The following is a 22,161-nucleotide window of genomic DNA, read 5'->3' on the forward strand; positions in this document are numbered from 1 at the left end:
TTAACCAAAGCCTTGGTTACTCAACAAAATAAGATGCAGCATGGAACAAAAAAAACAATCGCTACCCGCTAATAAAAATATTGCCTTAGTTGCGCATGATGGTAAAAAAGCCGCGCTTAAATTATGGTGCGAAAAACACAAAGAAGCCTTAAGCAGACACACCTTATACGGTACTGGCACCACAGGCCATTTAATCGAAAAAACCACCGGGCTAGAGGTTATTCAGCTATTAAGTGGTCCTATGGGGGGCGATCAACAGCTAGGAGCTAAAATTGCCGAGCACGAAATTCATGTATTGGTGTTTTTTTGGGATCCGTTGGCATCACAACCACACGACCCTGATGTTAAAGCATTACTGCGTTTAGCTGCTGTTTGGAATATTCCTGTGGCCTGTAATGAAGTCAGCGCCGACATGTTATTAAGCTCGCCCTTAATGGACACTGAGCTTGAACGTACTTTGCCAGATTACGAAAAATACCTCGCAACCCGACAAATCAGTCTTTAAAGCCTTTTAAGCTACTTATAAAGCATGCTGGCCCATTTTGTTAGGCCAGCCGTTACACTACCAAAGTGATCGCCATTCAGCATTTTAATATCACCTAAATGCTCACTTAACGCGGCTTTAATAAGTGGTGACTGCGCACTCCCCCCTGTTAAATAAATAACGTCTGGGGTGGTTCCTGCATCGGTAATTGCTTGTTTTGCTAACGTTACTATTTGGCTAATACTACTTTCTACTGCAACCGCTAAATCGCTAACCGATAGGTTTTTACTAAGGTCATTATCTAAAAAGCGAAGATCGCAATCAAAAGCATCTGCCGATGAAAGCGCTATTTTAGCCGCCTCACCTTGCTGTACTAACTGATGGCCCTGTTTATTTTGCTGTAGATGAATTAAGCGTTTGAAAAGCGCAGGTGCACTGACATCGCGTAATTGGGCAGTGAGTTCTCGATAGTGGCTTTCACTATAAAACTGACTTTGTAAATTTACATCATTAATTTTACAGGCTTGCCAAAAAGGTTGGTTTGGTAAAGGTAGGCCGGATTTAAAGGTACTGCCTAAACCAAGCAATGGCATTAAACCATGAAAACTAAGCGCTATATCTAAGTCATTCCCGCCAACTCGCTTACCGCTGTGGGCTAAAAAGTCATCATCGCGCTCACTGTTACCTCTAAAGCTTGGCCCCATTTGTACAAACGAGCAATCGCTGGTACCACCGCCAATATCAATAACCAGCACTTTTTGGTCGTCCACTAAACTACTTTCGTAATCAATCCCTGCTGCAAGCGGTTCGTATAAAAACTCCACATCTTTAAAGCCCGCACGCTTAGCTGCGCGCTCTAAAATACCTACGGCTTGCTGATTTGACTGCTCACCGCCAACAGCCTGAAAGTTAACTGGACGACCAATAACCGTTTGCGTAAGGGGGGTTTTAAGTGAAAGCTCCGCGCGTTGCTTTATTTTTAAAATCATTGCGGTAGCAATATCTTCAAAAAAATTAATTTGCCCTTGCTTTAAGCCTGTGGCACCAAAAAACGATTTAGGTGATTTTACAAAGTAGCCTTCTTCAGGAAACTGCACATATTCACTAATGGCTTCACGGCCAATAAAAAGCGTTTCATCTGTAGGTTCTAAATCAAGATCTGACTTAATACGCGGGAGTGTATTTAATAAAGCTTGGCGCTGCGTTAAAAAGTTATGCTCGTGGGCAGTGCCTTTTACATGCTTTGCCACAAAGTCGACAACTAATGCGCTATGGTGCGTATAAAGAGTAGAAGGTAAATAATGTTTTCCTTGCTCAAGTGGCACTAACTGTACTTCCTCTTGCTCCATAACACCCATGGCACAATTAGAACTACCGTAATCAAAACCTACAAACATACTTCACCATACATTAGAAAAAGGCCGCGCAATTTAGCATACTTTGCCAACATTATAAACGCTAATGGCCCTCCCTCACCCTTAAAAAGCTCGCAAAACGTGGTAAGCCATGCTTTGTTAACCCGTGGTACCGATACGTTACCGTGCTGCCTATAGCCGGAGGTGTTTGGCGCTGTTTGTTACTAAAGCCCGTGCCTATTTTAAATATTTGCCCATGAGGTGTTTTTACTTTTAATGCACCTAACATACCGGTGTATTTTCCTTTACCCGGTAAATGTGCAATCACAACCGCTTCAGCATCAAGATAGGGCTTTAACTTTAATAATGTATTGCTGCGCCCGCTTTTATATTTAGCATTGGCTAAATGCAGCATCACCCCTTCAGCCCCTTGCTTAGTTAAATCTTCAAAGTACGCTGTTAATTGGGCTGTGCTAGTAAAGCGGTGTTGCTTAACTGCAGTTATATGCTGCTTATTGATTTGTTTTACCAAGGCTTGGTAGTTTTTATAACGCGCACTAAAAGGAAGGGTTGAGTCTGGCATATCAAATATTTGATAGCGTATAGCGTGCCAATCTGAATTACTGGGGCGTTTGGTTCTTACAATCCCACTGACCAAAGAAAATTGAGTGCGCGCTATCCACAACTCCCCATCTAACCAAACATTTGGTAATGGCGCCGTAAACCAATTCGGGGCGTTAATCGCATTTCCTTTACGGGTAATAAATTTATCGCCCGTCCATATTGCTCTTACACCATCAAATTTTTCACTGACGAGGTATTCACTAATATTGCCATGTTTAGATTCATCATATACTTTTGCCAATAACACCTGAGGCTGCGCCGCAAAAACAAGCGATGAGCCAATAAAGATGACAATGAAAAGTAAGTACTTTAGCTGAGCCATTACTGCATCCCTGCAAATAAAATAAGGCTATAACTATAGTTGAGATTCGACCCACTGCCAAAACTCACCTAGGTCAGCCATTTTGTACGTCGCCTTACTAAAGTCATGGTCAATTGTATGATGATTTGCAATCGCAACGACTCTAACCTGTGCATTAGATGCAGCACAAACGCCCGTAAAGGTGTCCTCTACAGCAATTGCATGCTCTGGGGCTACATGTATGTGCTCAAGCGCTAAAAGATAAGGATCGCCTGCTGGCTTTGGATTTGTTACATCGTCTTTTGTCACTACAGTATCAAATAACTCATAAAAACCTAGCCCTTTTAAAATAGGCATGGCTTCGCTGCGAGCACTACCGGTTACTAACGCCATTTTTAGCCCACTGTTTTTAACAGCGTGTAAGGTTTGCTCAGTAAAAGGCATAACAGGCGGTAAATTAGTTTTTACGTATTCACCAAATAACCGATATTTTTCATCTGCTAAAAACTGTGCGCTGACGTCTAAATTATGCTCATTTTTAATATCAATTGCTGCTTCTAACGTTGGGCGCCCTGAAAAGCGCTGACAAAACTCCACTTCGTTATAACTTACATTGTAGGGTGCAAGCAGCTGGCTCCAACACTCAAAGTGCATGCTTTCAGAGTCAACTAGCGTGCCATCCATATCAAACAATACTGCGTTTAAGCTCATCCTCATTCCTTAAATTTTAACGTTAAAAAAGGCGCCTAGGCGCCTTTATAATATTATGCTGTTAAGCCAGCAGGTGGCTCAGCAAATGCTTCCTCACCGGTTTCAACATCAACCAGTTCGTAGCCTCGGGCTTTGCGCACAACCTTAAGTACTGGTTTTTCTAGCGCCGTTTTTAAACGATCGGCATCAGCTGCTAACTCATCTAGCGTTGTACCAAAAGGTGCTGCGCCTGTTTCTGACCAATTAGTTACTTTACCATTTAAGTTATATTCTACTTCGTGTATTTGGTATTGCGCTGCTTCGTCTTTCGTTGCTTCACAAAAAATTACACGGTAGTTCCAAAATCCAGCCATTTTTCTATCTCATTAAAGTTAATTAACGCTACTTTACCAGCTTTATAAAAACATAAAAGCCTGCACGAGGCAGGCTTTTAAAAATTAATAAAATTTAAGGTTATCTTTAGAAGAAGTTAACTTTAAATTCAGCACCAATGTAGCGCTCTTCATTAACAATACCCGTATTGTTATTGAAGTCTACCGCACCAATTGCTTGTTGCTCATCAAATAAGTTACGAACAAATGCAGATACTTGGTACTCGTAGTCACCTTCAGCCCACTCGTAGCCTGCACGTAAACCTACTTCTGTTAATGCTTTACCTTCAAATTCTACTGAATCGTATAGGAACATGTTAATTTCGCTACGGTAAGAAATATCACCTAATGCGAAGAAATTACCATCTTCAAGTTCTTTCGTATAACGAAGGGTAAAGTTAGAGATCCACTCAGGAGCATGCGGTAAGCTGTTGCCATCTAGTACGGCTAAACCTGCATCGTTAATAGGGTCATTCACGATACATTGAGCACATACCGCTACAGCTAACTCATCATCTTTAATTTCAGTCTTGTTGTAGCTTAAGTTAAATGTTGCATTAAACTCATCGCTTAATACCCATTCTGTATCTAGCTCAAAACCGTAGCCTGTTGTTTTATCAGCGTTAACTAGGCGGTTAAAGTTAGCACCACCACCTACAGCAGTAAGCTGTTGGTCGTCCATTGTGTAGTAAAATACCGTTGCATTTACACGGCCTTGGCCGTCTAGCACGTCTGATTTAATACCGGTTTCGAATGAAGTAACGGTTTCTGACTCAGCCGTTGTTACGTCATCACCAAATAAAATACGACCTTGTAAGCTAGGTGCGCGGAACGTGTTTGCTACACGGCTGTACCAGTTTACATCGTCATTAACTTTGTAGTTTGCAGATAAATCCCAGCTTACATGGCTGTCACTTACACTACGCTCTACGTATAAAGCACCACCGCCAATTGGGCTAATTGTACGGTCTGCAACAAAATCTTTTTCGTCATCAGAGTAACGAAGACCCGCTGTTACTTTTAATTTATCTGAGAAGATGTAATCTACAGAGCCGAAAATAGCCCATGCTGTTGTGTCTTGTTGTTGCTGAACATAACCGTTTAAAGCGCCAGCAGGTGAAGAGAACGTATCGTAACTAAAGTTTTCGATTGTAAGCTCTTCATCAAAGTAAAAAAGACCAACTTGGTAGTTTAAGTCACCGCTGAAGTTACTAGCAAGGCGAAGCTCTTGCGTTAACTGATCTTGCTCTGGAATACCATCCGCACTTTCTGAAGAAAACGGAATAAAACCTGGACCCATGTAATCAGGGATATAAGAAGCACCGTAACCGCCGTCAATATCTGCACGTGAGTATATTTCTGCACTTTCCCAACCTGAAATAGAGGTTAGCGTGTATTCATCGCTAATATCCCACTCAAGCTTTAAGCTTGCGCCTTCAGATTCAACTTGCTGGGTATTGCGTACCGCGGCATCTTGATAAACAACGTCATGCTCGTAGTTATCTACTAAATCGTTTGAGCCTGATTCAATAACGTTTGCACGAAACGCAATTGGTGAGCCGTCTAAGTCACGCGTGTGGTAGTTTAGAAGAGCAGTAAAGTCATCGCCTTCGTATAAAAACTGAATACGCGCTGCTTTTTCTGTGTAGCCGCCTTGCTCGTCTTTCGCTTCAAAGCCAGGCGCTTGGTTGTCGATGTAATCATCTTTATCTTGCCATAGCAAAGAAACACGTGCAGATAAACGGTCAGTTAATGCACCACCTACAGCGCCCTCAGTATCTACAGCGCCACGGCTACCGTAAGAAACAGCACCATAACCTTCAAATTCTTGGCTTGGTTTAACAGTATCAAATTTAACTAGGCCAGCCGGCGTATTACGGCCAAACAAAGTACCTTGTGGACCACGTAGTACTTCTACACGCTCAACATCAAATACTGGAAAGCCTTTTAAAATGGCATTTTCTTGAACCACTTCATCAACAACTAATGAAACAGGTTGTGAGGCATTAAGATCGAAATCGGTATTACCCAGACCACGAACATAAAAACGAGGGAAAGAACGTCCAAACGATGATTCGATTGAAAGACTTGGGATTTTCGCACTCATAAAGCGAATATCCATACCAGCAGAACTATAAGCATCAAGGTTATCACCTTGTAATGCAGATACAGCAACAGGCACTTCTTGTGCATTTTCTACACGTTTACGAGCAGTAACTTGAATAACTTCTAATTGGTTATTTTTTTTTGCAGTTTCTTCTTCAGCAGCAAGAGTAGAAACAGAGGTACCAGCTGCAGATAATAAAGCAGCATTAATTATGGTCGCTATTGCAGTTTTTTTGATTGCTTTCATGTCGGGTATAAACCTTTTGTATGCACTCTTGTTCAACGGTTTTTTGTGTTGCGCAATGTATTCATTGCGGGCTCGTACAATTTTTCGCGTCTAGCTTTATGGCGCGCGGGCCTCATCACCGAGAGTACAAAAACGGAGTAATGAGGCTGAACGAACGATGAAGATTATACCATCGTATTACAAATTTACTGCATAAATATGTACAAAAAAGTAAACTTTTTTGCAACATTTAACCTCATTTTATAGCTTTTTTACCCGCTTTTAGATGCAAAAGACTAATAATGCGGACATATGTCCTTTCTTTCAAAAGTCACTTTAAAGTAGCAAACTGCGTATTTTTACAAATAAACCCAAACTAGAAACGCGCAGTTAAAACCCGTTAATGCTTGCTAAATTTTAAAGGCTAAATTCATTGAGTACGCTTTAACGCAATTTCTCCATCAATGTGAATATCGCGCTGTGGAAACGCAATCACCACATCGTGTTTTTCAAAAACAGCATAGATACTAAAACGGATATCACTACGTACTTTTCTGAGCATGGTTTCTGACTCTGCACAAACCCAAAAAATTGCATTAAACACCAGTGAGCTATCAGCAAAGTCGTCAAATAAAACAGAGGCTTTTGGATTTGTTAGTATCGCATCATGATCATCAAGCACTTGTTGAATTAACGTTTTAACTAACAATACATCGCTGCCATAAGCAACACCTACGCTAACCGAAGAGCGGGCATTACCGTCTATTAAGGTCCAGTTAGTCACTGTGTTTTCTAAAAGTTGCGAATTAGGGATTAACATATGCACACCATCGTTACGGCGAATGCGGGTAGAGCGCGTATTAATAGTTTCTACTACGCCCTTTGCATTACCTACTTCTAAAAAGTCCCCAATACGAATTGGCCGCTCCCACATTAAAATCCAGCCACTAATAAAGTTATTAATAATGTTTTGCGCACCAAATCCAACCCCAATGGCTATGGCCCCTGATACAAATGCAAAGGCCGTAAGCGGAATACTTAAAACCTCTAACGAGGTGAAAATTAATATTGCGATACTCAAAATAAAATAAATGCGCGTAAATAGATGAACCGCGTCTTGGCTGATTTTTTTTGCCAGCAGTGTTTTTTTAATAAGTTTGCCAATGCGCGTTACTACAAACCACATAGCAAATAAAATTAAAGGAACTTGTATAACCTTAGCCACAGTGATGTGTACGTCGTTATAGGTAAAAATAACCAAGCTGAGATAATGTTGAATGTGTTCGAGCGTCATGTATTTTCCAAAGTATTATTTATTGTTTGTTATTTGTTCAGTAAAAATGAGTGTGGTTCAGTCTTCGCTAAGCTTAGCACGGCATAATAGTGTTAAAACGCTAAGTTAATAGATTTAACGTTTTTGTTTAAACAATTTATTAACTCTTTATTGCACCGAGTGCTATATAAATAGTGTACAAGCACTGGAGATTACATATGTCACAACTTACTCTAAATCAAAGACTCGCTACTTTGCAGCCGCAGGTAGATTTAAATTTGTTTGAAAGCAGCCTAGATTACCGCAATAAAATTTTGTGCCTTCTTGCTGAGCAAGAACAAACACTTGCTACTATTAATAAAGAATTTGGCCAGCAATCTAATAGCTTTGGTTCTGAAAAACGCTTTGTTCTTGGCTATAACTAGCCTTTAAAAAACACACACAATACAATATTTAAGTAGCCTTACGTTTATTTTTAAGGCTACTTTCCCTCCAAATCGCATTTTTAGTAGCTAATTTGCGTTTAAATCCCGCTTAATACCGATAAACTTTATTGTATAAACGCCAAAATTTGATAAGTTAACTGGGTTTTCGACTCGAAAAGCCTATTTCGGCTCATCTTTTTATGGAGTTATTATGCGTAAAACACTGATCGCCACTACTATTGCTAGTGCCCTAATCCTATCTGCTTGTTCATCTAACGAAACTCAGAACACAGCTAAAGAGAGCGCAGCACAAGTGCAAGATATGAACGCAAACAATGTATTATTCAAACCAAGCCCATTACAATACATGGCACCAGAGTTTGATAAGTTTGGTACAAAAGACTACGAAGCAGGCTTTGATGCAGGTATTGCTCAGCACACTGCGCAAGTTCAAGCAATTGCAAACAACCCAGAACCAGCAACATTTGAAAACACACTTGTTGAGATGGAAAAATCTGGTGAGTTGTTAAACCGCGTATCTGCTGCTTTTTACAACCTATCGGGTTTAATTTCAGATGACGAATACCAACGTATAAGCAAAAAAATGGCGCCGGTATTATCTGCTCACTCTGATGACATTTACCTAAATGGTGCGTTATTTAAGCGTGTACAAACTATTTACGACAATAAAGATGCGCTTAACGCTGAAGATCAACGCTTAGTTGATTTCTACTACAAGCAATTTGTAAAAGCCGGTGCTAAGTTAAGCGATGCTGAAAAAGCAAAAATGCGTGAAATAAACGCTCAGCTTGCAGAGCTATCTACTGCGTTCTCTCAAAACATTTTAAAATCGTTTAAAGAAGACGTTATTGTTGTTACAGACAAATCTAAACTTGCTGGCCTATCTGAAGGTGAAATTGCAGGCCTTGCAGCCGCAGCTAAAAAAGCAGGCAAAGACGGCTACATGATCACCTTGGTTAATACCACTCAGCAGCCTATCTTATCAAGCCTTGAAAACCGTGAACTACGCGAGCAAATTTTTAAAGCCTCTACAAACCGTGCTGCTAAAACTAACGGCCCTATCATTATTGAAGAAACTAACCTGCGTGCACAAAAAGCAGAGCTGTTAGGCTTTAAAGATTGGGCATCGTATGTAATGACTTCGCGTATGGCACAAACAACCGACAACGTGTACGGCATTTTAGATGACCTTGCACCAAAAGCTGTTGAAAAAGCCAAAGCAGAAGCGGCCGCTATCCAAAAAGTAATTAACGATTCTGGCGAAAGCTTTGAGCTTAAGCCATGGGACTGGGCGTTTTACGCAGAAAAAGTACGTGCTGAAAAGTACGACCTAGATCCTGCGCTAGTTAAGCCTTACTTTGAAATGAACTCTGTGATCCATGATGGTTTATTCTTCGCAATGAACAAGCTTTACGGTATCACCTTTAAAGAGCGTAAAGACTTACCTGTTTACCACGAAGATGTAACAGCGTACGAAGTATTTAACGCAGATGGCAGCGCTATTGGTTTATTTTACATGGACCCATACGCACGTGAAGGTAAGCGTGGCGGTGCATGGATGAGTGCATATGTAAGCCAAAGCGGCTTAAAAGGCACTAAACCGGTTATTTACAACGCACAAAACATTCCAAAACCAGCTGAAGGTGAGCCAACGCTAATGACCTTCGACGAAGTATCGACTATGTTCCATGAATTTGGTCATGCTGCGCACGGTTTATTCTCAAATGTTAAATACCCAAGCCTAGCGGGTACTGCTACAGCACGTGACTTTGTTGAATTTCCTTCACAGGCACACGAAGACTGGATGATTGAACCTACGGTACTTGCTAACTACGCTAAGCATTACAAAACAGGTGAGCCAATTCCACAAGCATTACTTGATAAAGTATTAGCATCGCAAAAATTCAACCAAGGCTTTGGTACTACTGAATACTTAGCAGCTGCTTTACTTGATATGGAATGGCACTCATTTGGTTCTGATAAAAAAATCAGTGATGTTCAAAAGTTTGAAAGCGATGCGCTAAAAGCACACGGTATTGATTACTACCCAGTGCCACCGCGTTATAAATCAAACTACTTTAGCCATACTTTTGCCGGTGGTTACTCAGCAGGTTACTACGCCTACCTATGGACTGAAGTATTTGCAGCCGATGCGTTTGCCCATATGGAAAATAACGGTGGCCTAACCCGTGAAAACGGTGACAAGTTCCGTGAAGAAATCCTATCAAAAGGTAACAGCCGCGATTTAATGCAAAGCTACATTGAGTTTAGAGGCCAAAAACCAACGACAGACGCACTTCTTAAGCGCCGTGGTTTAGTTGATTAATAACCTCGTTTATTAATTTTAACCTTATAAAAGCCCGCTTGCGGGCTTTTATTGTTTATAACAGATAAACTAGCCACACTATAAATTATAAAAAACGACAATTATGGGCTATTTATTTGCAGTTACCCTACTTTGGGCTTTTTCATTTAGTTTAATTGGTGTGTACCTAGCAGGCCAAGTTGATGCGTGGTTTAGCGTATTAATACGAGTTGCATTAGCCACATTGGTTTTTTTACCCTTTTTAAAACCTAAACTTACCTCAAAACCACTCGCACTTAAGTTAATGCTGATAGGCGCTGTGCAACTAGGTGTTATGTACAGCTTTTACTATCACTCCTTTTTATTTTTAAGCGTACCCGAAGTGTTGCTCTTTACCGTTATGACGCCGCTTTATATAACGCTTTTAAACGATGCATTTAATAAGCATTTTAACCCTCGCTTTTTTGCGGTTGCGCTTATTGCCGTACTGGGCGCGGTAGCTATTCGCTGGGAAAGCCTCAATAGTCATTTCATCATCGGTTTATTACTGGTTCAGGGTGCCAATATTAGTTTTGCCACCGGACAAGTAACTTATAAACGTTTAATGGCCACTAATCAGTTGGATGACAAAACCGTATTTGGTTGGTTTTTTATTGGCGCCTTAGTGGTGGCGAGTGCTTGCTACGCTTTATTTGGCAATACAAGCAAATTGCCGAGTACACCTACTCAGTGGGGTATTTTAATATATTTAGGTATTGTTGCCTCGGGCCTTGGTTACTTTTTATGGAACAAAGGAGCAACAAAAGTAAATGTGGGAGCATTAGCCGTTATGAACAACGTGCTTATTCCTGCCGGTATTATTGTTAACGTGCTTATATGGAATAAAAATGCCGACATTATGCGCTTAAGTATGGGGGGTGCAATTATGTTAGCGGCACTGGTAATTAATCAAATAGGGACAAATAAACAGAACGTCACATCCTTGTAGCTAATTTGTCATTGAATGCGATTAGGGTTGAATAAAATAACGTTAAGGAACAAACATGAAACATCTCACCCTAATAACAAGCTCAGTAATACTTGCGCTACTGAGCGGCTGCGACGACGATGTCGAAGTTGTAGAAAAAGACGTAGTCGTTACCAATACCACCGTTGAGGTTGTTGAAGTACCGACGCCTGTAATTGTTGAAGTTGCAAAAGGCGAGGCGCCTGATATTCAATTAGGTACTCGTGCCGACTACCTTATTAACGATATGGCACAGAGCGATTTAAAAACAAAATTAGAATCGTGTACGGATGGGCCATTTTACCGTACAGATTTTTCTATTGGTCATCGTGGTGCGCCAATGCAATACCCTGAGCATACAAAGGAGTCTTATACAGCTGCGGCGCGTATGGGCGCAGGTATTGTCGAGTGCGATGTAACCTTTACCAGCGACAAAGAGCTCGTGTGTCGCCACTCTCAGTGCGATTTGCACACCACCACCAATATATTAGCCATTGATGAACTTGCCGCTAAATGCAGTGTGCCTTTTACTCCAGCTAACGCAGCAAGTGGCACGCCTGCCACCGCTAAATGCTGCACAAGTGATATCAGCCTGAGCGAATTTTTAACGCTTGAAGGTAAAATGGATGGCGCCAACACCCAAGCCACTACTGTTGGTGAATATATGCAGGGCACGCCCAGCTGGCGCACCGATTTATACGCCACAAGTGGAACATTAGTAACTCATAAACAAAGTATTGAGTTATTTAAAAGCTTGGATGTAAAAATGACCCCAGAGCTAAAATCTCCGCAAGTGAGCATGCCTTTTGAGGGAATGACACAACAGCAATACGCGCAAAAAATGCTTGATGAGTACACGCAATTGGACGTACCAAGCAGTGATGTGTACCCGCAATCGTTTAATCTTGATGATGTGAAATATTGGATAAATAACAACCCCGACTTTGCAAATCAAAGCGTATATTTAGATGGCCGTGACAGCGAAGCGGGCTTTGATCCAAGTAACCCTGCAACATGGCAACCAAGTATGGAAGAGCTAGTAGCCGATGGCGTTAAAATATTAGCGCCCCCTATTTGGATGATGCTCACCATAGACAACGAAAGTAATATTGTCCCCTCACAATACGCCATTGACGCAAAAGCTGCAGGGCTTGAACTGATAGCATGGAGCCTTGAGCGCTCGGGGCCTCTTAACGAGGGCGGTGGCTACTACTATCAATCAATCGCCGATGTTATCGATAACGATGGCGACATGATGACGGTGGTTGATGTACTCGCGCAGGATGTCGGGGTTATGGGTATATTTTCGGATTGGCCCGCGACCGTAAGCTACTACGCAAGTTGTAATAAAATGCCTGCAAGCATTTAAAAAACCAGTATCAGTGGTCGTTTATTTTTTTGCGCTCAGTTACCATAACCTTATTAATTATTTAACTGAGCGCTTTTATGATAATCCAACAACATAATACCGACCTACCCACCCCAACAGGCTTAATGCGTACTACCGTTTACCGCCCACAAGCAGCTGGCCAATACCCAAGTATTATTTTTTACTCGGAGATTTTTCAGCAAACCGCGCCTATTGCGCGCAGCGCTGCTATTTTAGCAAGCCATGGTTTTGTTGTGTTAGTGCCTGAGGTATTTCATGAGCTAAACCCGATTGGTACTGTACTTGCGTACGATGACGCGGGTAAAGATAAAGGCAATGCCGATAAATGGCAAAAGCCACTTGAGCACCACGACAGCGACACACAAGCACTCATCGACTTTGTACAAAGCCAAGATTACTGCTCTGGCACAGTAGGCGCCATGGGAGTGTGTATTGGTGGGCATTTAGCTTACAGAGCCGCATTAAACCCACACATAAAAGCCGCATTTTGTTTATACGCCACCGATATTCATAGTGATACCTTAACTGCTAATGCAGGTAACAATTCGTTTGAACGCATGGCTGATATTCAAGGTGAAATACACTTTATTTGGGGTAAGCAAGACCCACATGTACCGCAACAAGGCCGAAGTAAAATTTACCAGCAATGTGTAGCCACGGGTATTAACTACCACTGGCAAGAAGTAAACGCACAGCATGCGTTTATGCGTGATGAGGGCGAGCGTTACGATGCCGCGCTTGCAATTACTATGTACCAACAAGCGGTTGCATTATTTAATCGTACTTTGTAATTAAGTGCGGTTTTACGTGCTTTTTAGCATGCCCAGTGCAGTATGCTGTTTAACAAAATATGCTTTTAAATAATCAATAAACAACCTGAGCTTTTTGGAGCCTGCCGCCCCAGGTGGAAACACGCCATAAAGCTCAATATCTTTTGTTTTATAATCATCGAGTATTATTTCTAACAGCCCTGCTTGCACTTTAGGCCACGCATCATACAACGGAATGCGCCCAAGCCCGTGCCCAGCCTCTACAAACGCGGTACGCGCCGCGGCATTATTGGTGCTTATGCCGCCTTGTAATATTACATCGTATTTTTTGCCCTCTTTGCTAAGGGTTAATGTTTTACTGCTAAGTTGGTACACCACCCATTTATGCAAGGCTAATTCAGCTGGCGTTTTAGGTTTGCCAAAGTGTTCAAAATACTCAGCTGAGCCACAAATACAGGTACTCATGGTTGTTAGTTTAGTGGCTTGTAAATTTGAGTCGCTTAAAGCGACCCCACGAATAGCAATATCAAAGCCGTTTTTTATAATATCAACCACATCATCGGTTAGTTGCAGGTCTATTTCAATTTTGGGGTATTGGCGTTTAAACGTATTAATTGCAGGCACAATTAGTTGCATGCCTACATTAACAGGGCAGCTAATTTTTAATACTCCTTGTGGCTCACTTTTAATGTTTTCTATTTGCTGATTAGCTGCGTTTGCTTGTTCTGTGATCACTCTACAGCGCTCATAATACGCAATACCCGCCTCAGTTAAAGCCATAGTACGTGTTGATCGATTTAGCAGCGTAACTTCTAATTGCGTTTCTAATTTTTTAAGGTGATAACTTACCACCGCACGCGTTAACCCCAACTGCTTTGCAGCCGCGGTTAAACTGCCCTGCTCGACAATTTGCGCAAATACCACCATGCTCTTAAGTTGCTCAAACGACACTTTCATAACAAACCCACCAATGATTATTCAACCCAATAATTGTATCAACAATTAAACCAATAAAGTTAAATTTATCATCGTTGTTTAAATCCTTTTAAGTGCATATAGTTATTACAGCACCTTGGTTAACACCAAGCTTTAATTTACTCACTAATCGAAGGAATATTGTTATGGCTAAAAAAATACTTATGGTACTTACCTCACATTCAGAGCTTGGCAACACAGGCGAAAAAACAGGTTTTTGGGTAGAAGAATTTGCAGCACCTTACTATGCATTTGTTGATGCTGGTGCAGAGGTAACACTTGCTTCCCCTGCGGGTGGCCAACCGCCGATTGACCCAACTAGCACGCTTTCTGACTTTGAAACCGATGCAACAAAGCGCTATGACAACGACAGCGCAGCACAAACACTTATGGCAAACACCAAAAAGTTAAGTGAAGTAAACGCCAGCGACTTTGACGCGGTATTTTACCCAGGCGGCCACGGCCCACTATGGGATTTAGTAGATAACAGCGATTCAATCTCACTTATTGAAAAGTTTGTAAAAGAGCAAAAGCCAGTAGCGGCTGTTTGCCACGCAAGTGCCGCTTTTTTAAATGTTAAAGATGCACAGGGCAATGCGCTCGTAGCCGGTAAAAAAGTAACAGGCTTTACTAACTCAGAAGAAGCCGCCGTGCAATTAACAGACGTAGTGCCATTTTTAGTTGAAGATGAACTCATTAAAAAAGGCGGCGATTATCAAAAAACTGACGACTGGGGCGTATTAGCGCTCGAAGATGGTTTAGTGATTACAGGCCAAAACCCAGCAAGTTCAGAGCTTGCGGCGAAAAAGCTATTAACCAAATTAGGTTAAAATACCCCCTGTGCGCGGCGCATAACGCCGCGCTTATTAAATCGCTTTTAATAGCGAAAACATACTCCTATACTGGTACAAAATAATCCTACTAAGGCGTTTATATGCCAACTACCCCATCATCATCTTCACTGATAACCGGTACGCGATTTGCAATATTTAGCGTAGTTTTTATATGCCTAATACTACAAGTGATCAATAGTTTACCTGGCATTACGCTTAATGGTTTAGGTATTTACCCTCGCAGCGTTCAAGGGTTAATCGGCATTTTATGCGCCCCATTTTTACATGGCAGCTGGTGGCACTTTGCTAGCAACATGTTGCCTTTTGCTGTACTTAGCTGGCTAATTTGCCAATACAGTGTAAAACGCTTTTATACCGTGTTTATATTTACTGCGTTAATTGGCGGGCTATTAGTGTGGGCCTTTGGTCGAAGTAGTTTTCATGTTGGATTAAGCGGCGTTATTTATGGTTTATGGGGATTTATACTGTGCTATGGCGTGGTTAGGCGCTCATTTAAGTCTATTGTTATTGCCCTAGTAGTGGCAGTGCTTTACAGCGGCTTTATTTGGGGCGTGCTACCACAACGCTTTCATGTCTCGTTCGAAAGTCACCTTTTTGGTGCGTTAAGTGGGTTCTTTTTAGGGTATAAACTTGCCAAAGCAGATAAATTAAAAGCACGATAATTTTTTCATTGCCTTTAATTAATTTTTTACGCCCCCAGCTTGTTATCTATGAGTATATAAATTAATTACATTTTTAAATTGAGGTTATTTATGAGTAATGAACACGAATACACGCCGCCTAAAGTTTGGACGTGGGACAGAGAAAGTGGTGGTAAATTTGCTAATATTAACCGCCCTATTGCTGGCGCCACTCATGACAAAACCTTAGACATTGGCAAGCATGCGTTTCAACTTTATTCATTAGCCACGCCTAATGGCCAAAAAGCGACCATTATGTTTGAAGAGTTATTAGAGCTTGGCCTAACCGATGCCGACTACGATGCCTATTTAATTAACATTGGCGAAGGCGACCAATTTGGCTCAGACTTTGTTGATATTAATCCAAACTCTAAAATTCCTGCGCTAATGGATCACTCTACCACGCCACCAACACGCATTTTTGAGTCGGGTTCAATTTTACAATACTTGGCAGAAAAATTTGATGTGCTAATCCCAAAAGATTTTAAAGCCAAGACCGAGTGCCGTAATTGGCTATTTTGGCAAATGGGTTCAGCGCCTTATTTAGGTGGCGGATTTGGTCATTTTTATAGCTACGCACCAACAAAAATGCAATACCCAATAGACCGTTTTACTATGGAAACTAAACGCCAGCTCGATGTATTAAATCGCCACTTAAGTGAAAACGAATACATGGCGGGTAGTGAATACTCTATAGCCGACATTGCCATTTGGCCTTGGTATGGCTCGTTGGTGCTTGGAAAATTATACGACGCCGCTGAGTTTTTAGATGTTGCCTCTTACACTCATGTAATGCGCTGGGCAGAGCAAATAGCAAAGCGCCCCGCTGTTAAACGCGGTCAACGTGTTAATCGCACCTGGGGCCCTGAAGAAGAGCAACTTAGCGAACGACATAACGCCAGCGACTTTTAATCTAACAGCCCATAACAAGACATTGTGTTATGGGCATTTTTTTATTTAAAATCTGCATTTTCCCTGTCATTAAACTATATTTATTATTGTGTTTTTATAAAATGTAACCTGCTATACCCGCATTACTTTTCATAAGGCTTTAATGAGTGCAATATAAAAATTTAAATAGTGATGAACGCAGAGAAGCCGTAAAACTTTTATATTCTAATGCTTTATCTGGCATTGGTGTTTCGGCGTTAGTTAGCTTTGTACTTGTATTTGCATTTGACCTAACGGATGAAAGAACAAATCAAGAAAAAATAATTTGGCTTTTTTTTATGCTGGTTGTTTTAGCAGCAAGGCTAATGGATGTTATTTACTTTAACTACACCAAAGAAGTTAACCAGCCTTTTAATGCAAATAACTTTTTAAAACGCTTTTCGGTGGGGTGTATAGCGACCGCGATTTCGTGGTCATGTTACGCACTGTGGTTTCATAAAAGCTCATCCACCGTTGAAATTACCACCACAATAGCTATTTTGTCGGCATTTGCTGGTGGCTCAGCCAATTTGCTCTCGGGTAGTCGCTTTACCTCGGTGTGTTACAGCATTATTTTATTAATGCCTTACTCTATAGTACTAACCTTATCTGATGACTATTACCACTATGTATTAGGCTTTTTGGGCATTACTTTTTCGGCAATTATGGTCGCCTCTTCTTATAAGTCGGCCACATTTACCCAAACGGCCATAAAGTTACGAAATCAAAACCGCGAACTACTTAACGAAATGGAAAGCAAAGTAGAAACACGCACAGAAGAAATTTACCGTTTATCAAATACTGATCCACTAACAAGCTTGTTAAACCGAACCGCTTTTTTAAAAGTGGCAAATAAACAACTGGCAGATCACCCCGAGGAAAAGCTCGCTTTACTGTTTGTAGACTTAGATGGCTTTAAGCAAATTAATGACTCTATGGGTCATAAAGTTGGCGACCAAGTACTTAAAGAAATAGCCGAGCGACTCACTAACGTTTGCACCCGCCACTTATACAAATGCCGCTGGGGCGGAGATGAATTTTTAATTTTAACAACCTATGAGGATGAACAAGACTTATTTGATTTTTCCAAAAAGGTTATTAAAAGCATTCGTGCCGAGCATGAACGATATAAATACCAAAGCTGGGTATCTGCCACTATTGGCATAGCGTTATTTCCTGAGCATGAAGGCGATTTAAGCGCGTTAATTCGTTCAGCAGATTTAGCTATGTACCATCAAAAACGTATTGCCAAAGGCTGCGTAAATATTTACAACAATGACTTAAAGCGCCAACAAGAGCGCGAACAATTACTCAGTAAGCGCTTGGCAAGTGCAATAAAAGACAACGGCTTGCGGTTAGTGTTTCAGCCTATTGTGGATAGCCAAACAGCGAAGGTGACCTCGTTTGAGTCACTTTTACGCTGGCAATTAAATGACGAAGCGATATTTCCTGATGAATTTATTGCCATTGCCGAGCAATACAACCTCATAACCGAACTTGGCTTATGGGTTATTGAGCAAGCGTGTGTGCAAGCTTGCACGTTTAAAAACGTACAACCCCCTATTGCTGTGAGCGTTAATGTATCTGTAATACAACTTCAAGACCCTGATTTTGTCACTAAGGTTGTAAATATCGTTGATCAATACGGCGTAAAGCCAGAAAACCTGCACCTTGAAATCACTGAATCTGTGTTTGCTGAAGATAAGCTCACCTTTTTAGCAGCAGTAAAAGAGCTTCAAAAACAAGGATTTTGTATTTCTATTGACGACTTCGGTACTGGGTACTCTTCCTTGTCGAGCATGTTAGATATTGGTGTAGACATAGTAAAAATAGATAAAAGCTTCATTCAAAACATGGATAAGCGAGGCTTAAGTATAATTCATGCGATTGTGCAAATGGCCTCAACACTTGATTTTATAGTAGTCGCTGAAGGTGTAGAAACCCTAGAGCAAGCCAACATGCTAAAAGAAATTGGTGTGTCTCACCTACAAGGTTATTACTTTTCTAAACCTATGGAACAACACTTTGTAGATTCGTACCTCAAAGAGCAAAACAAATTGTGTAGCTAGCAGTATGAAAAAACTCACTAAAGAGCAAGTCTATAAACGCCTTAACAACGATGAAGACGCACGCGCCTGTAAAGACATAAACGAAGATGACTGCAAAGAAGTGGCCGGTAACTTTATTCTTTTATTAACAAGCCAGCTTTTTAGTAAGTTTGCCGATGCCCTCCTCAACCCTAAAATAACTCTGCCTTGGTTAATGCAAAGCTTAAACGTGCCAAGCGCGTTTATAGCGTGGCTCGTGCCTATAAGAGAATCGGGCTCTTTATTACCACAATTAGCGATAGCCAATATTATCCGTAAACTCTCTGTAAGAAAGTGGGTCTGGGTTTGCGGTGCATTTGCCCAAGCGGTATGTATTGGCGCTATGGTTGGTGTTTCATTTGTGTTAGAAGGCGCTCAGGCTGGCTATGCAATTTTAGCTCTGCTGGTGCTCTTTAGTCTCGCCCGCGGGTTTAATTCTATTGCCGCTAAAGATGTATTAGGTAAAGTTATTCCTAAAAAAAAGCGGGGCAATATTAGTGGCCTGGCGGCAAGTATTGCCGGCTTTGCCACACTCACTTTTGGTTTAATGATGTGGTTTTTTTCGGGGCAAAAAGAGCAAAATACGGTATTAATTGCGCTGTGTTTAGGCGCCGTTTTGTGGGTTGTTGCTGCACTTTTTTATAGCCGCATAAACGAATACAAAGGGGCGACACAAGGCGGTAAAAATGGCTTTTTAAATGCGCTAAGTAAATTAAAGCTGCTTTATCAAGATAAACAATTTGCACACTTTGTAATTACCCGCGCCTTTTTACTTTGCTCAGCCCTAAGCGCGCCTTTTTATATTATTTTAGCAAGCTCTCAGCAGTTTGAATTTTCATTATTGGCAGTATTTTTAGCCGTGTCTGGCTTAGCAAGTTTAATTTCTGGGCCAATATGGGGAAGACTCAGCGATTTTTCTAGCCAAAAGGTGCTTGTGATCAGTGCGTTGATTGTCACCATAAACGGCGTGAGCGTGTTTGTAATAGCCACATGGTATAGCCAGCTGTTTGAATATGCTTGGGTAATACCTGGTTTTTATTTTTTGCTTTGCATTGCTCATCAAGGCGTACGGCTCGGGCGTAAAACATATTTAGTGGATATGGCACAAGGCAATAAACGCACTGATTACGTGTCGGTTAGTAATACTGTAATTGGCATTTTGCTTTTAATGTTAGGCAGTATAGGGCTTTTAGAAGCATTTTTATCAACCGCACAGCTTATTCTGCTGTATAGCCTGCTCGGTTTGTTAGGTGCTATTAGCGCGATTTTTTTGCCTCAAGCGGAGTAATACCAATGCGCAATAATACGTGACCAATCAAGCGAATTGGTATAATAAAAAAGCCCAACAAAATAATTGCCGGGCTTTGGACTTAAGACCTAAGGATAAACAGTCAGCTTTACCTCAAGTTATAACACCTAAGCAGTTACATTTAGCAGTGAATCACCTTCACTTAAACCAAATTTTTCTTGTACCGATGAAAGAATTGATTCTTTATCTTCATCAGATAGCTGGCTTGAATACTCAGTTAATAACTCATCTAAGTAGCTAACCACTTCGTCAGTATCAACAGATTCTAGCGAGTTTTGCGGCGGCGGTGGCGGGCGCAGCCCTTCAGGGCGTCCTGCATCGCCAATACTTTTAGCGTCAAAATCAAGTTCGCTCATTAAATCAGCCAACTCTTTTGTAGGTGAAATCCCCTGCTCTTCAAATGCAGCTTGAATACTTTGCGCATCTTCCGTGCTTAGGTTTTGTGCATCAAATTCTGCAAGTGTTTCTTTAACAAACTCAGTTTGCTCTGAAGTTAAAGCGCTTACTTGGCTAGATTGTTGAGTCATAAAACTCGCTGAACTACCAATACTGTTGATCATATTTTTCTCCCTTAACGTGAGCGGCGTGGTGGCTTGTGTTCACTTAACTCTTGTTCGCTAATTTCGCCATTCCCATCGGCATCTATTTCGTCAAAAATAGTTTGCGCATCGCCTTGCGGTGGCGCACTTTCGCTAAATTCTGCAAGGCTAATCACACCGTCACTATCTGCATCTATGCTTGAAAAGTCAGGTTTAGGTGGTGGGTTATCACCGCCTCTGGCTGCAACATTGGCTGAAAAAGCCATTGATAATAATGCAGCAACGGCAAAAGTAGAAAAATGCTTCATCGTGGTCACCTTGGGTTAAATATTAATAAAGGGTATGAATATAAAGTACGCTTAAAAAATGCAAACATTGTGCAAACAATAAGGAAATAAAAATAAATCCGATTTTTATCATGTTATTTTTACCTTATTCGGTATTTCGGTTATTGTGATAACTAATTACTTAAAACCACTTTCAACACCTGTTTTGAGAGCTAACATACTAAGGACTTATTAACATACATGTTTAATCTTCCAATTTTTCTAGTTGTATCGCAGTGAAAATACCTAAACGCCTCCAGCCACTCGTTGATGATGGCCTAATTGATGAAGTGATAAGCCGCTTAATGAGCGGTAAAGAAGCGGATGTATTTGTGGTGCGCAGCGGTGGCGAAATTCGCTGTGCTAAAGTCTACAAAGATGCCGTTAAACGCAGCTTTAAAAAGGCAGCTCAGTATCAAGAAGGCCGAAAAGTAAGAGGCGGACGCCAAGCCCGCGCCATGGGTAAACGCTCTAGTTATGGGCGACAACTAGAAGAAGAAATTTGGCAAAATGCAGAAGTAGACGCGCTTTCACGTTTATCACGCGCTGGCGTCAGAGTTCCTGATACTTATTACTGTATTGATGGTGTGTTGTTAATGGAGCTTGTGTGCGATGAAGACGGAGATGTTGCTCCACAGTTAGGGCATGTGACCCTTACACAGCAAGACGCTATTGAGCAGTACAGTATGATGGTTCATTATATTAAATTAATGCTGTGCGCGGGTATTATCCACGGTGACTTATCAGAATTTAACGTACTTGTTGATAGTAAAGGGCCTGTAATTATTGACCTTCCACAAGCTGTAAACGCCGCAGCCAATAACAGTGCGCAAGCAATGTTTACGCGCGATGTAAACAACATACGTCGTTATTATGCGCAGTTTGCACCTAGCCTATTAAACACTCATTACGCTAAAGAAATGTGGGCACTGTTTGAAGAGGCCAGCTTAACGCCAAACACTGTGCTCAGCGGAGAATTTGAAGACAGTAACGAATCTGCAGACGTAGATGCGGTACTCGATGAAATACAAGCGGCCGAATACGAAGAGTTCGACCGTTTAGAGCGTATTAAAAACGCTGACGATGAGTAAAG

General features: G+C 41.3%; 21 protein-coding genes. 12 read left to right on the top strand and 9 right to left on the bottom strand.

Annotated features, from left to right (window positions below):
• Window positions 1-40 precede the first annotated feature (40 nt).
• On the top strand, window positions 41-505 hold the full coding sequence (locus MTN96_RS07940; protein ID WP_004587385.1) for a methylglyoxal synthase: 465 nt from the start codon (window positions 41-43) through the stop codon (window positions 503-505).
• Window positions 506-516: 11 nt separating this feature from the next.
• On the opposite strand, the gene yegD is transcribed toward MTN96_RS07940, so the two are convergent.
• From yegD to MTN96_RS07970, 6 genes are all read right to left on the bottom strand, one after another.
• Window positions 517-1,881 (bottom strand): molecular chaperone, encoded by a 1,365-nt coding sequence (gene yegD / locus MTN96_RS07945; RefSeq protein ID WP_248531139.1) that lies wholly within the window; start codon window positions 1,879-1,881, stop codon window positions 517-519.
• A gap of 61 nt (window positions 1,882-1,942) precedes the next feature.
• The gene (locus tag MTN96_RS07950) at window positions 1,943-2,785 is read right to left on the bottom strand and encodes a DNA ligase (protein WP_248531140.1); all 843 of its coding nucleotides are present in this window, start codon (window positions 2,783-2,785) and stop codon (window positions 1,943-1,945) included.
• 33 nt (window positions 2,786-2,818) lie between these two features.
• Window positions 2,819-3,475, bottom strand: coding sequence for an HAD family phosphatase (locus MTN96_RS07955; protein WP_248531141.1), 657 nt, complete (start codon window positions 3,473-3,475; stop codon window positions 2,819-2,821).
• Window positions 3,476-3,528: 53 nt separating this feature from the next.
• On the bottom strand, window positions 3,529-3,828 hold the full coding sequence (locus MTN96_RS07960; RefSeq protein ID WP_004587389.1) for a hypothetical protein: 300 nt from the start codon (window positions 3,826-3,828) through the stop codon (window positions 3,529-3,531).
• Between the two features lie 106 nt (window positions 3,829-3,934).
• On the bottom strand, window positions 3,935-6,199 hold the full coding sequence (locus MTN96_RS07965) for a TonB-dependent receptor (RefSeq protein WP_024034236.1): 2,265 nt from the start codon (window positions 6,197-6,199) through the stop codon (window positions 3,935-3,937).
• A gap of 409 nt (window positions 6,200-6,608) precedes the next feature.
• Window positions 6,609-7,472: a mechanosensitive ion channel family protein gene (locus MTN96_RS07970; RefSeq protein ID WP_024034237.1), complete on the bottom strand. Its 864-nt coding sequence runs from the start codon at window positions 7,470-7,472 to the stop codon at window positions 6,609-6,611.
• Window positions 7,473-7,669: 197 nt separating this feature from the next.
• Here MTN96_RS07970 and MTN96_RS07975 point away from each other — a divergent pair, with 197 nt between their 5' ends.
• The 5 genes from MTN96_RS07975 (at window position 7,670) to MTN96_RS07995 (ending at window position 13,389) form a co-directional block, all read left to right on the top strand.
• Window positions 7,670-7,876 carry a hypothetical protein gene (locus MTN96_RS07975; RefSeq protein WP_004587392.1) on the top strand — a complete coding sequence of 69 codons (207 nt, stop codon included), beginning with the start codon at window positions 7,670-7,672 and terminating at the stop codon, window positions 7,874-7,876.
• Window positions 7,877-8,087: 211 nt separating this feature from the next.
• Window positions 8,088-10,223, top strand: a complete 2,136-nt coding sequence (locus MTN96_RS07980) for a M3 family metallopeptidase (RefSeq protein ID WP_096042068.1) — start codon at window positions 8,088-8,090, stop codon at window positions 10,221-10,223.
• A gap of 103 nt (window positions 10,224-10,326) precedes the next feature.
• Entirely contained in the window at window positions 10,327-11,190 is an 864-nt protein-coding gene (locus MTN96_RS07985) for a carboxylate/amino acid/amine transporter (RefSeq protein ID WP_248462566.1), read from the top strand.
• Between the two features lie 55 nt (window positions 11,191-11,245).
• Entirely contained in the window at window positions 11,246-12,577 is a 1,332-nt protein-coding gene (locus tag MTN96_RS07990; protein ID WP_248531142.1) for a glycerophosphodiester phosphodiesterase family protein, read from the top strand.
• Between the two features lie 77 nt (window positions 12,578-12,654).
• Entirely contained in the window at window positions 12,655-13,389 is a 735-nt protein-coding gene (locus tag MTN96_RS07995; RefSeq protein ID WP_248531143.1) for a dienelactone hydrolase family protein, read from the top strand.
• Between the two features lie 12 nt (window positions 13,390-13,401).
• Here the strand turns inward: MTN96_RS07995 and MTN96_RS08000 are convergent, their stop codons facing one another.
• The gene (locus MTN96_RS08000) at window positions 13,402-14,325 is read right to left on the bottom strand and encodes a LysR family transcriptional regulator (protein WP_024034243.1); all 924 of its coding nucleotides are present in this window, start codon (window positions 14,323-14,325) and stop codon (window positions 13,402-13,404) included.
• Between the two features lie 164 nt (window positions 14,326-14,489).
• On the opposite strand from MTN96_RS08000, the gene MTN96_RS08005 reads away from it, so the two are divergent.
• From MTN96_RS08005 to MTN96_RS08025, 5 genes are all read left to right on the top strand, one after another.
• Window positions 14,490-15,173, top strand: coding sequence for a type 1 glutamine amidotransferase domain-containing protein (locus MTN96_RS08005; protein ID WP_029773419.1), 684 nt, complete (start codon window positions 14,490-14,492; stop codon window positions 15,171-15,173).
• A gap of 104 nt (window positions 15,174-15,277) precedes the next feature.
• On the top strand, window positions 15,278-15,859 hold the full coding sequence (locus tag MTN96_RS08010) for a rhomboid family intramembrane serine protease (protein WP_248531144.1): 582 nt from the start codon (window positions 15,278-15,280) through the stop codon (window positions 15,857-15,859).
• A 90-nt stretch (window positions 15,860-15,949) separates the two neighbouring features.
• Window positions 15,950-16,789, top strand: coding sequence for a glutathione-dependent disulfide-bond oxidoreductase (gene yghU / locus MTN96_RS08015; protein WP_248531145.1), 840 nt, complete (start codon window positions 15,950-15,952; stop codon window positions 16,787-16,789).
• Window positions 16,790-16,935: 146 nt separating this feature from the next.
• The gene (locus MTN96_RS08020) at window positions 16,936-18,876 is read left to right on the top strand and encodes a bifunctional diguanylate cyclase/phosphodiesterase (protein ID WP_248531146.1); all 1,941 of its coding nucleotides are present in this window, start codon (window positions 16,936-16,938) and stop codon (window positions 18,874-18,876) included.
• 4 nt (window positions 18,877-18,880) lie between these two features.
• Window positions 18,881-20,182 carry an MFS transporter gene (locus tag MTN96_RS08025; protein WP_248531147.1) on the top strand — a complete coding sequence of 434 codons (1,302 nt, stop codon included), beginning with the start codon at window positions 18,881-18,883 and terminating at the stop codon, window positions 20,180-20,182.
• A gap of 128 nt (window positions 20,183-20,310) precedes the next feature.
• On the opposite strand, the gene MTN96_RS08030 is transcribed toward MTN96_RS08025, so the two are convergent.
• Both MTN96_RS08030 and MTN96_RS08035 read right to left on the bottom strand, forming a co-directional pair.
• Entirely contained in the window at window positions 20,311-20,763 is a 453-nt protein-coding gene (locus tag MTN96_RS08030; protein WP_248531148.1) for a hypothetical protein, read from the bottom strand.
• Between the two features lie 11 nt (window positions 20,764-20,774).
• On the bottom strand, window positions 20,775-21,050 hold the full coding sequence (locus MTN96_RS08035; RefSeq protein ID WP_248531149.1) for an EF-hand domain-containing protein: 276 nt from the start codon (window positions 21,048-21,050) through the stop codon (window positions 20,775-20,777).
• 254 nt (window positions 21,051-21,304) lie between these two features.
• Here MTN96_RS08035 and MTN96_RS08040 point away from each other — a divergent pair, with 254 nt between their 5' ends.
• On the top strand, window positions 21,305-22,159 hold the full coding sequence (locus tag MTN96_RS08040) for a PA4780 family RIO1-like protein kinase (RefSeq protein ID WP_024034251.1): 855 nt from the start codon (window positions 21,305-21,307) through the stop codon (window positions 22,157-22,159).
• Window positions 22,160-22,161 lie beyond the last annotated feature (2 nt).

The sequence above is a fragment of the Pseudoalteromonas sp. 2CM28B genome, assembly GCF_023161935.1.